Annotated in this window: 10 protein-coding genes; 6 read left to right on the top strand and 4 right to left on the bottom strand. The window is 73.4% G+C overall.

Annotated elements, in window-relative coordinates:
- The first annotated feature begins 32 nt into the window (after window positions 1-32).
- The gene (locus tag ACNF49_RS50490; protein ID WP_482942120.1) at window positions 33-1535 is read left to right on the top strand and encodes an alpha/beta hydrolase; all 1503 of its coding nucleotides are present in this window, start codon (window positions 33-35) and stop codon (window positions 1533-1535) included.
- Between the two features lie 4 nt (window positions 1536-1539).
- Here the strand turns inward: ACNF49_RS50490 and ACNF49_RS50485 are convergent, their stop codons facing one another.
- Entirely contained in the window at window positions 1540-2118 is a 579-nt protein-coding gene (locus ACNF49_RS50485) for a YbhB/YbcL family Raf kinase inhibitor-like protein (protein WP_357970800.1), read from the bottom strand.
- A gap of 266 nt (window positions 2119-2384) precedes the next feature.
- Between ACNF49_RS50485 and ACNF49_RS50480 the strand changes: the two genes are divergently transcribed.
- From ACNF49_RS50480 to helR, 3 genes are all read left to right on the top strand, one after another.
- On the top strand, window positions 2385-2657 hold the full coding sequence (locus ACNF49_RS50480) for a GlsB/YeaQ/YmgE family stress response membrane protein (RefSeq protein WP_357970802.1): 273 nt from the start codon (window positions 2385-2387) through the stop codon (window positions 2655-2657).
- 170 nt (window positions 2658-2827) lie between these two features.
- Window positions 2828-3811 (top strand): sporulation protein, encoded by a 984-nt coding sequence (locus tag ACNF49_RS50475; RefSeq protein WP_357970804.1) that lies wholly within the window; start codon window positions 2828-2830, stop codon window positions 3809-3811.
- Window positions 3812-4047: 236 nt separating this feature from the next.
- Window positions 4048-6225 carry an RNA polymerase recycling motor ATPase HelR gene (helR, locus tag ACNF49_RS50470; protein WP_482942119.1) on the top strand — a complete coding sequence of 726 codons (2178 nt, stop codon included), beginning with the start codon at window positions 4048-4050 and terminating at the stop codon, window positions 6223-6225.
- 43 nt (window positions 6226-6268) lie between these two features.
- On the opposite strand, the gene ACNF49_RS50465 is transcribed toward helR, so the two are convergent.
- Window positions 6269-7465: an NAD(P)/FAD-dependent oxidoreductase gene (locus ACNF49_RS50465; RefSeq protein WP_482942118.1), complete on the bottom strand. Its 1197-nt coding sequence runs from the start codon at window positions 7463-7465 to the stop codon at window positions 6269-6271.
- Between the two features lie 94 nt (window positions 7466-7559).
- Window positions 7560-8504, bottom strand: coding sequence for an RNA polymerase sigma-70 factor (locus ACNF49_RS50460; RefSeq protein WP_482942117.1), 945 nt, complete (start codon window positions 8502-8504; stop codon window positions 7560-7562).
- 115 nt (window positions 8505-8619) lie between these two features.
- Between ACNF49_RS50460 and ACNF49_RS50455 the strand changes: the two genes are divergently transcribed.
- The gene (locus tag ACNF49_RS50455) at window positions 8620-9480 is read left to right on the top strand and encodes an alpha/beta fold hydrolase (protein WP_357970815.1); all 861 of its coding nucleotides are present in this window, start codon (window positions 8620-8622) and stop codon (window positions 9478-9480) included.
- Between the two features lie 21 nt (window positions 9481-9501).
- On the opposite strand, the gene ACNF49_RS50450 is transcribed toward ACNF49_RS50455, so the two are convergent.
- A complete protein-coding gene (locus ACNF49_RS50450) occupies window positions 9502-12621 on the bottom strand; it encodes an AfsR/SARP family transcriptional regulator (protein WP_482942116.1) in 3120 nt (1039 codons plus the stop codon).
- Between the two features lie 169 nt (window positions 12622-12790).
- On the opposite strand from ACNF49_RS50450, the gene ACNF49_RS50445 reads away from it, so the two are divergent.
- Window positions 12791-13843: a hypothetical protein gene (locus ACNF49_RS50445; protein ID WP_482942115.1), complete on the top strand. Its 1053-nt coding sequence runs from the start codon at window positions 12791-12793 to the stop codon at window positions 13841-13843.
- Window positions 13844-14049 lie beyond the last annotated feature (206 nt).

Below are 14049 nucleotides of genomic sequence, written 5' to 3'. Positions count from 1 at the left end.
TCGGTGTCACCCCCCGACCGATGGGACATCTCATGCTGCGACCGATCCTTGCGGCACTGGCCCTGCTCGTGGCCGTGCTCGTCCCGCTCCCGCCCGCCGCCGCGACCCCGGGCGCCGGCTGGTCCCCCTGCCCGGAGGACCCGGCCGCCCAGTGCGCCCGGCTCACCCTGCCCGTCGACTGGGCCGACCCCGGCGGCCCGACGTTCGACCTGGCCGTGGCGCGGCGTCCCGCCACCGATCCCGCGGCCCGGATCGGCTCCCTGGTGATCAATCCGGGCGGCCCCGGCAACTCGGGCGTGGACGCCGTCCTGCGCGACGACCTGCGCCTCAGCCCGGAGCTGGCGGCCCGCTTCGACGTGGTCGGCTTCGACCCGCGCGGCGTCGCCCGCAGCCATCCGGTGCTCTGCTCGCTGCCGCTGGCCCGGCAGGCCCCCGACCCGCTGACCCGCGACCAGGCCGGCTTCGACCGGCGGCTGGCGTACAACGCCCGCTACCGCGAGGACTGCCGGGCCCGTACCGGGCCGCTCTACGACCACGTGGACAGCGCGTCCGTCGTCCGCGACCTGGAGGCGCTGCGGGCGGCGCTCGGCGAGGAACGCCTCACCTTCTACGGCATCTCCTACGGCACCCTCATCGGCCAGCTCTACGCGGAACGTTTCCCCCGGCGGGTCCGCGCGCTGGCCCTGGACAGCAACATGGACCACAGCCTCGGCACCACCGAGATGCTCGACACCGACACCTGGACCACCCAGGACTCCTTCGACGCGTTCGTCTCGTGGTGCGCCACGGCCCCCGCCTGCGTGCTGCGCGGACGCGACGTGCGGGCCCTGCTGAGAGACCTGCTGGCCCGGGCCGGACGCGGCGAGCTGCGCCTCCCCGACGGCCCGCTCACCCCGTCGGTGCTGCTCCATCTCGTGTTCAGCACCTTCTACGCCCCCGACTGGGCCGGCCTGGCCACGTTCCTGCGCGACCTGGACGCCGGCTCCGCCGCCGTGCCGCCGCTCGCGCCGCCCGACCCGGACCAGGAGGTGTTCAACGACGTCACGCAGGTCATCTGCCAGGACTACCTGCTCCCCGTACGCGACCAGCGGGCCTTCGAGCGGCACCTGCGGCGGCTGGCGGCCATCGCGCCCGACATGCGGATGAGCCCGATCTCGGTCTCGCTCACCGTCGCCTGCCTGGGACAGCCCACGCCGATCCCCGACCCGCAGCACCGGCTGCGCGTCTCGGGCACGCCGCCGCTGCTGCTCGTCAACGGCCTGCACGACCCGGCGACCGGCTACCCGTGGGCGCTGAGCACCGCCCGCCAGATCGGCCGGGAGGCCCGGCTGCTGACGTACGACGGCTGGGGCCACGGCGCCTACGGCCGCAGCCCCTGCCTGACCGGGGCCGTGGACCGCTACCTGACCACCCTGGCCCTGCCCGCCGCGGGCGCCCACTGCCCGGCGGTGCCGCCCGCGCGGGGGCTCACCGCCGGGCCCGGCCGTCCGGCGGGACCGGTGCCGGGTCTGCCCGGCTGGACCTGGCGCTCCTGAGGGTTCAGGACTCGCCGGACAACACGGCCGTCCCCAGGGACGCGCCGGAGATCACCCTCGCCGCGGTCGTCGTGGACGAACCGGAGCCCAGTTCGGTCAGGGCGGCCCGGTCGAGGGCGTGCACGGTGAACTGGTAGGTGTTGACCGACCAGGGGGAGCACGGCCCCTGGTAGCCGTACAGGCTCGCGCTGCCGCGGTAGTAGATCTGCCGGGCTCCGGCGGGCGCCGCGGGACGGTAGGCGTGCTCGACGTTCTGCGGCAGCGAGGTCACGCCCGCCGGGATGTCGTAGATCACCCAGTGGATGAGGTTGTTGTTGTCGAGGTCTCTCATGACCAGGGCGTAGCCGCGGGTCCCGGCCGGGCCGCCGCTCCAGGTCAGGGGCGGTGACTCGTTGCGCCGGCCGGGGTCGGTCTGGCCGCCGCTGGTGCACTCGTGCACCTTCGGGATGATCCCGCCCTGGGTGAAGGCGGTGCTGGTCAGGGTGAAGGCGGTGGCGTGCGCCGGCGCCGCGGCGGTCGTGGCGGCGGTCGTCGCGGTCGTCGCGGCGAGCAGGGCGTGCAGCACGATTCGTCTGACGGTCACAAAGGGCTCCTGAGGGGTTCGGTGCGCCGTTCGTTCGCGTCTGCTGTTCGTGGGGTGTGCCCGCAGTGTAGGCACCGCGGGGCCGCCTGCGCCACCACCGCGAACGGCACACCCCCATGGATCCTGTCCGCCATGAACCGATATCAGGCTGAGTCGTCCGGTTTCTTTGTGATGCTGATGGGAAGCAATGGCGCTGTCAGGCCGGGGGTCACTCCTCCCCCACGAGGGGTGACGACGCCCGGCGCGGCAGAACGGGAGTGTGAAGCGTGGAAGTCACCGGCATCATCTCCGCCCTCATCATCGGGCTCGTCATCGGCGTCATCGGCCGGCTGGTCGTGCCGGGCCGTCAGAGCATCCCCATCTGGCTCACGATCGTGATCGGCATCGTCGCGGCCCTCATCGGCACCGCGATCGCCGCCGCGGTCGGCGTCGCGGACACCCGCGGCATCGACTGGATAGAACTGGTCATCCAAGTCGTGCTCGCCGGTCTGGGGGTGGCCCTGGCGGCGGGACTCTACGGCAGACGCGGCGTCCGGTAGAGCGGGACGCGCCGGGATCCCGGCGGTCGGCGAACGCGCCGCCCGCCGGGATCCCGCCGTTCCCGCCCCCTTGCGGGCAGACGTTTTCGGCATGACCGGAACCGGGGCCGGACGGAGATCGTTGTGCGGGGCGGCTGCACACATTCGATCTTCGACAGGGAGAACAAGCCGTGGTCTTCAAACGCATGCTGGGTGCCTTCGGCGTCGGCGCGCCCTCGGTGGACACCGTTCTGGCGACCCCGCGCGTCCAGCCGGGCGGCACGCTGTCCGGCGAGGTGCGGCTCAAGGGCGGCGACTTCGACGCCGAGATCGAGCACGTCACCCTCGGCCTGGTCGCCCGCGTGGAGTTCGAGCACGGCGACGGCGAGCACGCGGGGGCGGGGGAGTTCTTCCGCGTCCAGGTGTCGGGGCCGTTCCTGCTGCGTCAGGGCGCGGAGCGCACGATCCCCTTCGAGGTCGGCGTGCCGTGGGAGGCGCCGATCAGCCAGATCGGCGGGCAGCCGCTGCACGGCATGGCGCTCGGCGTGCGCACCGAGCTCGCCATCGCCAAGGCGGTCGACAAGGGCGACCTCGACGAGGTCGCGGTCGAGCCGCTGCCCTCCCAGCTGCGCATCCTGGAGGCGCTGCTGCAGCTCGGCTTCGCGTTCAAGTCCGCCGACCTGGAGGCCGGCCGCCTGTACGGCGTGCGCCAGGAGCTGCCGTTCTACCAGGAGATCGAGTTCTATCCGGCGGGCCGGTACGCCGGCGTGCTCGGCGAGCTCGAAGTGACCTTCGTGGCCGATCCGGCGGGGCTGGAGGTGGTCCTGGAGGCCGACAAGCGCGCCGGCCGCTACTCCGGCGACGCGATCGGCCGCTTCACCGTCAGCCACGCCGACGCCCTGCGGACCGATTGGGCCGCCGAGCTCGACCGCTGGCTGTCCGGCCTGGCCTCGCACGCCCACGCGGGCTTCGCGCACGGCGACCACCACGGCGACCACCACGGTCACCATGGTCACCACGGTTACGGCCATCACGAGCAGCACCACGGCGGGCCGGGCTTGGGCGCGGTGGCCGCGGCCGGCGCCGCCGGCGTGGTCGGCGGCCTGGTGGCGGGGGAGATCGTCGAGGAGATCTTCGAAGGCGACGAGGACGAGGGCGGCGACGGCGACTGGTGACCCTTGACCGGTGATCCGCCCGTCACGGGCGGGTCACCCGCTTCCGCTGCACCGCGAAGCGAGGTCTGTGCCGTGGAGCGGGCAAAGTGGCAGAAAAAGGAGCTTCTACTCCTTTCCACTCTCAACGTATAGCGCACCGGGGGGCTTGCGGCAAGACCCCCGTCGTGGCGCAGAATCGTCCGCCGAGGCCAGAAGCCTTGCCACGCGAAGACCGACCTCGTAGCGGAGCCACATACATGAATCCCCTGACCACCGGCGTGTTCGACCTGCCCGGCAACCTCGCCGCCAAGGCCGACCCGGCGCTGATCGCCGTCGACGAGCGACACTTCGCGGCCCTCGCCGAGAGCCTGGAGCAGTCGATCGCCGACCTGTCCGCCCGCCTCGACGCCGAACGCATGGCCCCCGGCGGCAAGGGCCGGCAGGCGCTCGACCGGGACCTGGAGATCCACCGCCTGTCCGCCCGCCTGCGTACGCTGCGCCGCTTCGGCCTTGACCTGTGCCTCGGCCACATGGTCACCGCCGACCACCCCGAACCGGTGTACATCGGGCGGCTCGGCCTCACCGACAGCGACGGCCGCCGCCTGCTGCTCGACTGGCGTTCGCCCGCGGCCGAGCCGTTCTTCGGCGCCACCCACGCCAACCCCATGGGCCTGGCCAGCCGCCGCAGGTACCGCTGGACCCGCGGCCGGATCAGCGACTACTGGGACGAGGTGTTCACCGCCGACGGCTTCGAAGGCCACGCCGCGCTCGACGACCAGTCCGCCTTCATCGCCAGCCTGGGCGGCAACCGTTCGCCCAGGATGCGCGACGTGCTCGGCACCATCCAGGCCGACCAGGACGCCATCATCCGGGCCGGCTCCCGCGGCGCCCTCGTCGTGGACGGCGGCCCCGGCACCGGCAAGACCGTCGTCGCCCTCCACCGCTCGGCCTACCTGCTCTACTCCGACCCCCGGCTCGGCCACAACAAGGGCGGCGTGCTGTTCGTCGGCCCGCACCAGCCCTACCTGGCCTACGTCGCCGACGTGCTGCCCAGCCTGGGGGAGGACGGCGTGCGCACCTGCACCCTGCGCGACCTCGTGCCCGAGGGGGCGGCGGCGGCCCCCGAGCGGGACCCGGAGGTGGCGCGGCTGAAGGCGTCCGCGGACATGGTGAAGGCGATCGAGCCGGCCGTCAGGTTCTACGAGAACCCGCCCGCCAAGGGCATGACGGTCACCACGCACTGGTCGGACGTCTGGCTGAGCGCCGAGGACTGGGCCGAGGCGTTCCAGGCCGCCGAACCCGGCACCCCGCACAACGAGGCCCGCGACCAGATCTGGGCGGAACTGCTCACGATCCTCATAGACAAGCACGACCCGCATGACCAGCACGGCGATCAGGAGGTTTCGCCGGAGCTGCTGCGCAGGTCGCTGCGCGCGAACCGGGAACTGATGGCCGCCTTCAACCGCGCCTGGCCGCTGATCGAGCCCGCCGACCTCGTCGGCGACCTGTGGACGGTCCCCGCCTACCTGCGGCTGTGCGCCCCCTGGCTCGCCCCGGACGAGATCCGGCGGCTCCAGCGCGCGGACGCCCAAGCCTGGACGGTCTCCGACCTGCCCCTCCTGGACGCGGCCCGCCAGCGCCTCGGCGACCCGGAGGCGTCCCGCCGGCAGCGCAGGCAGCAGGCCGCCCTGGCCGTCCAGCGCGAGCGCATGGCCCAGGTCGTGGACAACCTGATCGAGGCCGACGACGACGGCGAGGGCCTGGTGACGCAGCTTCGCCGGGCGGACCTCCAGCGCAACCTGGTGGACGAGTCGGAGCTGCCCACCGTGGAGCCGGACCTGCTCGCCGGGCCGTTCGCGCACATCGTCGTGGACGAGGCCCAGGAGCTGACCGACGCCGAATGGCAGATGTTGCTGCTGCGCTGCCCGTCCAGGAGCTTCACCATCGTCGGCGACCGCGCCCAGGCCAGGCACGGGTTCACGGAGTCGTGGACGGAACGGCTCGGCCGGGTCGGCATCGACCGCGTCGAGCTGGCCGGCCTGAGCGTCAACTACCGGACCCCGGCGGAGATCATGGCCGAGGCCGAGCCGGTCATCAGGGCCGCCCTGCCGGACGCCAACGTGCCGGCCTCCATCCGGGAGAGCGGCGTCCCCGTCACGCGCGGGCCGGTCGCCGAGCTGGGCACGATCCTCGACGCCTGGCTCGCCGCGAACCCCGAGGGGATCGCCTGCGTGATCGGGGACCCGGCCTTCCGGGAGCGGCCCCGGGTCCGGTCGCTGACGCCGGAGCTGTCGAAGGGGCTGGAGTTCGACCTGGTCGTCCTCGTCGATCCGGACCGGTTCGGCGAGGACGGCGAGGGCGTCGAAGGCGCGGTCGACCGCTACGTGGCGATGACCCGGGCGACCCGGCAGCTCGTCGTCCTGACGACCCCCTGACGGGGGCCCGCCGCCGGGTGCGCCAGGCCGCCGCCGTCCGTCGTCACGCACGCGCCCTGGCGGCGGCGGGGCCGGCCGGGGCGTTCGGGCGGGTGACGCGGCGGCGCCGGGCCGGCAGGCCGAGCATCGGGTTGGCGACGCCCCAGGCGGCGCTCTTGCAGACCAGCTCCTTGTAGACGGCGGCGACCCGCCCGGTCAGCACGGTGGGCACGGCGCGGTCGTCGGCGGTGACGAACTGGATCAGGCCGTTGCTCCGGCCCAGCGAGACGCACTGGTTGAAGTAGCGCAGCGAGGTGTTCGGCAACTTCCCGCCGGTCAGCCGCGCCGCGATCGAGTCGGCGGCCTGCCAGGCGGTCGGGATGCCCGAGGCGCACGACATCCGCAGCGGCTTGTCGCCGGGGCCCATCGCCATGGCGGCGTCGCCGACGGCGTACACGTTCGGGTGCGAGACCGAGCGCATGGTCCCGTCGACCACGATCTGGCCGGTGCCGGTGACCTCCAGGGTGGTCGCCCGCGGGATCGGGTGCACGGCGAAGCCGGCCGTCCAGACGGTCACCTCGGCCGGGATGGGCTCGCCGTCGGTGGTGACGCGGCCGGCCTCGACGCCGGTGACGGCCGTGTGCTCGTGCACGCTCACCCCGAGCCCGGCGAGGACCTTCCGCACGTGCGCGCGGCCCTTCGGCGAGAGCCAGTCGCCGAGACCGCCGCGGGCGGCGAGGGCCACGTCCAGGTCGGGACGGGCCTCGGCGATCTCGGCCGCGGCCTCCAGCCCGGTGAGCCCGCCGCCGACGACGACCACGCGCTGACCGGCGTCGAGCCGGGCCAGCCGCTCGCGCAGCCGCAGCGCCCCCGGGCGGCCGGCGACGTCGTAGGCGTGCTCGGCGGTCCCGGGCACGCTCTCGGCGTTCCAGCCGCTGCCGAGCGCGTAGACCAGCGTGTCGTAGGCCAGCTCCGTGGCGCCGTCCGCGCCGGTGACGGTGACGGTCCCGCGGTCGGCGTCGAGGCCGGTGACCGTCCCGAGCCGCAGCTCGACGCCGGTGCCGGCGAACATCTCGCGGAACGGCCGGGGCCTGAGGTCCTGCCCGGTCGCCACCTGGTGCAGGCGGACGCGTTCCACGAAGTCGGGCTCGGCGTTGACGAGGGTGATGGCGACGTCCTCGCGGCTGAGCCGCCTGGCGAGGCGGCCGGCGACGACGGCTCCGGTGTAGCCGGCTCCGAGGACGATGATGCGGTGCTGCATTTCCTCGCTCCTGTCTGACGCGGGTTCGCCACCTGAACCGGACGGTCCGCGTTTTCCTGACAGGATCACGATGTGAAGCGCGTCACACCGTGCCTCAGAAGACTCTGAACAGCGGCTCCCCGTGCTCGGTGGCCGCCCAGCGCGTGGTCGCGCGGTCCAGCTTGTCGGGGTTGACCTGGTTGCGGAACGCGGCGATGCCCTCGCCGGTGACCTCCAGGCACATGACGCCGACGACCCGGCCGTCGATGACCGCCACGACGGCCGGCTCCCCGTTGGCGGTCCAGGGGTAGATCTCGGGCGAGCCGCCGATGATGGCGCGCTTGGCCTTGCCGGGCTTGACCAGGCCCCACAGGAACTTCGCGACCGCGACGGCGCCCACGAACGCCTTGGCACGGGCCGGGACCTTGCCGCCGCCGTCGCCGATCGCGACGGCGTCCTGGGTGAGCAGGCGTACCAGCGGCTCGGTCTGCCCGCTGGTGGCGGCGGCCAGGAACTCCTCGACGATCCGCCGGGCGGCGGCCTCGTCGACCTCGGTGCGGGCCCGGCCGTCGGCGACGTGCTTCTTGGCACGGTGGAAGATCTGCTGGCTGGCCGACTCGGTGATGTCGAGGATCTCGGCGATCTCCCGGTGGGAGTGGTCGAAGGCGGCCCGCAGCACGTAGACGGCCCGCTCGTTGGGGGACAGGCGTTCCATCAGCGTGAGCACGGCGTACGAGACCGATTCGCGCTGCTCGGCGGTCTCGGCCGGGCCGAGCATCGGGTCGCCGGCGAGCAGCGGCTCGGGCAGCCACTCCCCGACGTACGTCTCGCGGCGTGCCCGCGCGGAGCCGAGCTGGTTGAGGCACAGGTTGGTGAGCACCTTCGTCAGCCACGCCTCGGGCACCTCGACGTGGCCCGTGTCGGCGGACTGCCAGCGCAGGAACGTCTCCTGCACGGCGTCCTCGGCCTCCGCGGCCGAGCCGAGCAGGCGGTAGGCGATGGCCTCCAGGCGGGGTCTGGCGGCCACGAACCGGTCGACGTCGTCCACGGTCAAAGGCATGGCCCGATCCTAGAACGTCCCCTTATGCGGCGGAACTCCGGTTAAGCTCCCTTTCCCCCGGCGCTCTTGCCCGAGGTGGGTGTTGATCGGCGACGGTCCCGGGTAGAAGCGGCCGATGTTCGACGACTTCACGACCGGCATGATCGACGTCGGCGAGACCGAGCTGTTCGTCCGGTACGGCGGCTCCGGAACGCCTGTCCTGCTGCTCCACGGCCATCCCCGCACCCACGCGACCTGGCACCGCGTCGCGCCCCTCCTGGCCCCCCACCACACGGTGGTCTGCCCCGATCTGCGCGGGTACGGCCGCTCGGGCAAGCCGCCCACCACCCCCGACCACGCCCCCTACTCCAAGCGGGCCATGGCCCGCGACATGGTCGCCCTCATGCGCTCGCTGGGCCACGAACGGTTCGCCGTCGCCGGCCACGACCGCGGCGCCTACGTCGCCCACCGCCTGGCCGCCGACCACCCGGACGCCGTCACCCGCCTGGTCGTGATGGACGGCATCCCCATCGGCGAGGCGCTGGCCAGGGCCGACGCCCGCTTCGCGGCGTCCTGGTGGCACTGGTTCTTCCTCGGCCAGCTCGCCAAACCCGCCGAACGCGTCATCAACGCCGACCCCGACGCCTGGTACAAGGGGAGCGCCGAGCAGATGGGCCAGGAGGCGTACGAGGACTACCGCCGGGCCATCCACGACCCGGACACCGTCCACGCGATGTGCGAGGACTACCGCGCCGGCCTGACCGTGGACCGCGCGGCCGACGACGCCGACCGCGCCGCCTCCCGCCGCCTCACCTGCCCCACCCTGTTCCTCTGGACGTCCAAGGACGACATGGAGGACCTGTACGGCGACCCGCTGGCGATCTGGCGCACCTGGGCCGACGACGTGACCGGCCACCCGATCGACAGCGGCCACCACGTGGCCGAAGAGGCCCCGGACGAACTGGCCGCCTCCCTGCTCGCGTTCCTGCGCCGCTGACCCCGAACGCGCCGCCCCCGCTCAGCCCGCGGCGACCCCGGACGGATCCGCGCGCAGGGCCAGGAGCCGGTCCATCGCCTCCTGCCGCGGCAGGCCCGCGCCACGCCGGTACGCCTCCTGGTAACCCGCGTCGCCGAGCCGCCCGGCCAGGACGGGCACCAGCCGCCGCAGATCGGGGTCGCCCTCGTCGAAGACGCCCCTGATCACGTGGCTCATGCCGAGCGCCGATGCGGCCCCCGCCGCGTCGCCCTCCAGCCCGAGCAGCCTGGCCATCAGCTCCGCGGCCCGGGCCATGGCGTTGGCGTTGGTGTGCCCGAGCACGCCGCGCATCGCGCGGGGCAGCAGCTCGCGTGCCCGGTCCGCCGCGCCCTCGGTCACGAGGACGGCCATCCGGGAGGACACGATCACGTCGCCGTTCAGCTGGGGCGGACCGGGCAGCCGGTGGACGACCGTCTCCAGCTCGTCCACGGCCTCATGGGCCCGGTCCAGGTCACCGGCGTGGCGGTGCACCTCGGCGAGCGGGAACAACATGCTGGCCTCCAGCCGCCGGTGGCCGTGCTCGCGAGCCACGCGTCGCGCGGCGTGGACGTCGTGCAGCGCGCCGTCCAGGTCGCCGCCGCGCATGCGGTTCTGGGCGAGATGCGACTTGGTGATGAACAGGTGTTCCTCGGTGCCCAGCTCGGCGGCGATCGCGACGGCGCGCTCGCAGGCCGCGACCGCGCGTTCGTGCTCGCCGCGCAGGCCGTGGACGCGGCTCTGCCGTACCAGGCTCATCACCAGGCCCCAGCGGTCACCGACCTGCTGGAACAGGCGCAGCGCCTCGTCCCTGTGGCGGGCGCCGGTCTCCTGGTCGCCCTGCTCCGTGAGCAGGAAGTCGTAGGCCCAGCGGGCGCTGGCGCGCACCCACGGGTCGGGGGAGTCCAGGGCCTCCAGGTCTCCGGCGTCCTGGGTGGTGAGCCTGGACAGGCGGAGCAACGGCAGCGCGTTGTGGAACTTCGTCACCCCGGGACGGCTCAGGTTCTCCTGGACCTCCGGCCCGCCCCGCCGGCCCGCCGTCGCCCGCACCACCTCGAAGGCGGTGCGGGCGTCGGCCGGCAGCTCGTCGCCGAACGCCAGCACCTCGCCCAGGAACGCGTCGGACTCGGTGGACATCCCGCGCATGCCCCAGTACCAGATCATGGACCTGACGAACCGGGCCGCCGTGGCCGCCTCGCCCGCCCCGATGGCGGCCCGCAGCACGGCGACCAGGTTGTCGTGCTCGGCGTCGAAGACCTCGACGGCGCGCAACTGGTCCCCGGTACGCAGCAGCGGCTCGTTCTCCTCGGCCAGCGCCAGGAAGTACGCGCTGAAGCGGTCGCTGATCGGCGGCTCGGCGAACTGGGCCGCCGCATAGGCGCGGACGGTCTCCAGCATCCGGTACCTGTCCCCGACCTGCTGGATCATGGACTTCTCGACCAGCGCGCCCGCGACGTACACCACGTCGGCGGCGGGCAGGGACGCGTCGGAGCAGATCGCCTCCAGCGCGGCCAGGTCGGCTCCGCCGGGGAAGGCGGCCAGCCGGGCGGCCAGCACCCGCTCGGGCTCCTCCAGCAGGTCCCAGCTCCACTCCACCAGCGCGAGCAGCGTGCGCTGGCGCGGCAGCGCGGTCCTGCTGCCCGAGGTGAGCAGGCGGAAACGATCGTCCAGGCGCTGGGCGATCTGCGTCACGCTCATCGCCCGCAGCTTGGCCGCGGCCAGTTCGAGCGCCAGCGGCATGCCGTCCAGCCGGCGGCAGATCTCCACCGTGGGCCCCAGCGTGGCCCCGTCGAGCGCGAACCCCTGGCGCACCCTGCCCGCCCGCTCGACGAACAGCCGCACGGCGTCCGACTCGGCGGCCTCGGCCAGATCCGCGTCCGGCACGGGCAGGCCGAGCGGGCCGAGGTGGCACAGGGCCTCGCCGTCGATCGCCAGAGCCTCCCTGCCGGTGGCCAGGACGCGCAGCTGCGGAAGCCGGCCGAGCAGCTGCTCGGCGAGCTCGGCGGCCGCCTCCAGCAGGTGCTCGCAGTTGTCCAGCACCAGCAAGGCGGGGCCGACGTCGAGCTGGGCGGCCAGCCGGGCCGGCGCGGGAGCCTGCGGCTTGAACCCGCCCTCGAACAGGCCGCCGCAGGCGCTGAGCACCGCGTCCGCGATCTGGTCCGGCCGGGTGACCCCGGCGAGCGAGACGAACCACGCCCGTTCCCCGACGTGCTCGGCGGCCTCCAGCGCCAGCCTGGTCTTGCCCGCGCCGCCCGGCCCGACGATCGTCACCAGCCGCGCCTCGGCGAGCAGCAGGGTGAGCTCGCCGAGCTCACGCTCCCGGCCGACGAAGGTGGTGAGCCTGGCCGGGAGCCGGCTGGACGCGGCCTGCGGCCGTACGGCGGGCCGGCTCAGCTCCCCGCGCAGGAGGGCGAGGTGGACCGCGCGGAGCTCGGGCGAGGGGTCGATGCCCAGCTCGTCGCCGAGCCTGCCGCGGACCTCGTCGTACACGGCCAGCGCCTCCGACTGGCGTCCGGCGGCCGACAGGGCGCGGATCCGCAGTTCGGCCAGGCGCTCGCTCAGCGGCCGGGCGACGGCCGCGACACGCAGGTCGGCCAGCACCTCGGAGTGGCGGCCGAGCCGTACCTCCGCGTCGAAGAAGTCCTCGGCGACGGTGGCGCGCAACTCCTCCAGCCGCGCCGCCACGTTACGGGCGAACGGGGCCTCCAGCACGTCCGCCAGCGCGTCGCCGCGCCACTGCTCCAGGGCGGCGCGGAGCAAGGAGGAGGCCTCCCGCGGCCGGCCGGCCGTGAGCTCCCGCCTGGCCTGCCCGGCGAGCTGCTCGAACCGGTGGGTGTCCACGTCCTCGGGACGCAGCGGCAGCCGGTATCCGCCGGCCACCAGCTCCACGGACTCCGGCCCGCCCAGCGTCCTGCGCAACCGGGAGACCAGCCCGTGCAGCGCGTTGACGGCACCGGCCGGGGGCTCCTCGCCCCAGATGCAGTCGATCAGGGCGTCCGCCGACACCGGCCGACCGGCCTCCAACGCGAGCCGCGCCAGCAGCACCCGCAGACGTACGCCGGGAATGTCGATCGGGGAGGCGTCGTCGGACGCGGCCGCAACCGGGCCAAGGAGGGAAATCTGCACCCGGCCACCTTCCCACCCACCCCTCCCCGAACAACCGCCGCCCTCCGCCAGCCCGCCCTCCGCCGCACGGTCCGAACCACCGGTCACCGGCGGCGAATCGGTGACGAGCGGTTCCTCCAGGACCGAATGTGAGTGAGCATGATCCAGTCGTTGTGGAGTGGGAGGGCACATGGTCGTGTTCGCGTGTGCGGGATGCGGTGCCGTGCTGACGGCGCGGCTGTCGCGGGTCGCGCTCCCCGCCCATGCTGATCAGCAGCTCGGCCACGAGTTGCTGCCGGCGTTCCTGGAGCCTGGGACGTACGCGGTGAATCCGGAACCTTCGGGACCGCCGTGGCGGCTGTGGGAGGAGGTGGGCGCGGACGAAGCGGAGACCCGCGGCGTGTATGCGCCGGTGTCCGCCCTGTCGTACGGGCCGCCCGGAACGGTGGGGGTCGCGCCGGGCGATGTTCGCGGAACCGTGCTGATACCGGAGCGGTGCGACGGCTCCTGCTTCGGGCTGGACGGTCGTGACGGTCCGAATCTGGCGTGCGAGAGGTGCGGGCAGGCGGTGGCGACCCGCATTGACGACTGCACGCTCTGGCAGGTGGTGTGGCTGGACCCGCGCGTCGTGCGTCCGGTCAGCGTCGAGGGTCCCGCTCGCCGGGTGACCGGCTGGGAGATGCTGCGAGAGGAGCATCCGGGCACGCCACCGATCGAGCAGCCGGGATGGTGGAGCCCGGTGTGGACGGCGGCCGTCGGGGCGGCGCTGGCCCAGCTGCTCGCGGTGTCGGGTGGCAAGCGGGTGGCCGTCCCCGACGGACCAGCCGCCGAGGCGTTTCGCAGGGCGATCGACATCTTGCTCCCGCCGGGACCGCCGACACGGGACCTGGTCCTGGCCGGTCCGGGCTTGTCCGTCACGGTCACGGACATGGCCCTGGTGCCGCGGCATCCACAGACCGGTGAGGTGTGGCCGGCTGGCGCACAGGCGGTGGTGCCGCTGGCTGCTGACGTGTGGATGTACATGGCCTTCCACGACGATCGGCGGCTCGTCCCGGCGGCGGGCGGGATGCCGGACGAGGTCCGCCGCGATGATCCGCCACCGCTGTTGCCGTGGAATCCGTTCCGACCAGATTGGGACGTGTTCCTCAGGACATTGGCGCGCCTGCCGGAGGTCCGTCAGCCGTGGTTACGCGCCATCTATGACCAGGTGCGCGACCGCCGATACCGACAGCCGTTCTTGTAGATGATTTTCGGGTGGCGTCCAGCAACGGTGGGCCTCAGGCCGGCCCTCTGAAGAAGAAGAAGGTGCCTCACGCGTCGGTGCTGTCCGCAATATGCAGAGAGCCTCCTGCTGAGGTGGTGTGCAGCGGGTGCGAAGAGCGGTACGGGCTTCAACTCGCGGCGGTCGTGGAATGCTCTGCGTTGTGATCGCCCCCCGGCGAGGAGGTT

It is taken from the genome of Actinomadura sp. ATCC 39365 (assembly GCF_054392275.1).
This window is presented reverse-complemented; position numbering and strand designations above follow the sequence as displayed.

Bases quoted from the DNA above. Each gene is read 5' to 3' on its own strand.
- ACNF49_RS50460 (WP_482942117.1), bottom strand. From the start codon at position 8,504: ATGCCTTTGACCGTGGACGACGTCGACCGGTTCGTGGCCGCCAGACCC.
- ACNF49_RS50445 (WP_482942115.1), top strand. From the start codon at position 12,791: ATGGTCGTGTTCGCGTGTGCGGGATGCGGTGCCGTGCTGACGGCGCGG.
- helR (WP_482942119.1), top strand. From the start codon at position 4,048: ATGAATCCCCTGACCACCGGCGTGTTCGACCTGCCCGGCAACCTCGCC.
- ACNF49_RS50465 (WP_482942118.1), bottom strand. From the start codon at position 7,465: ATGCAGCACCGCATCATCGTCCTCGGAGCCGGCTACACCGGAGCCGTC.
- ACNF49_RS50455 (WP_357970815.1), top strand. From the start codon at position 8,620: ATGTTCGACGACTTCACGACCGGCATGATCGACGTCGGCGAGACCGAG.
- ACNF49_RS50490 (WP_482942120.1), top strand. From the start codon at position 33: ATGCTGCGACCGATCCTTGCGGCACTGGCCCTGCTCGTGGCCGTGCTC.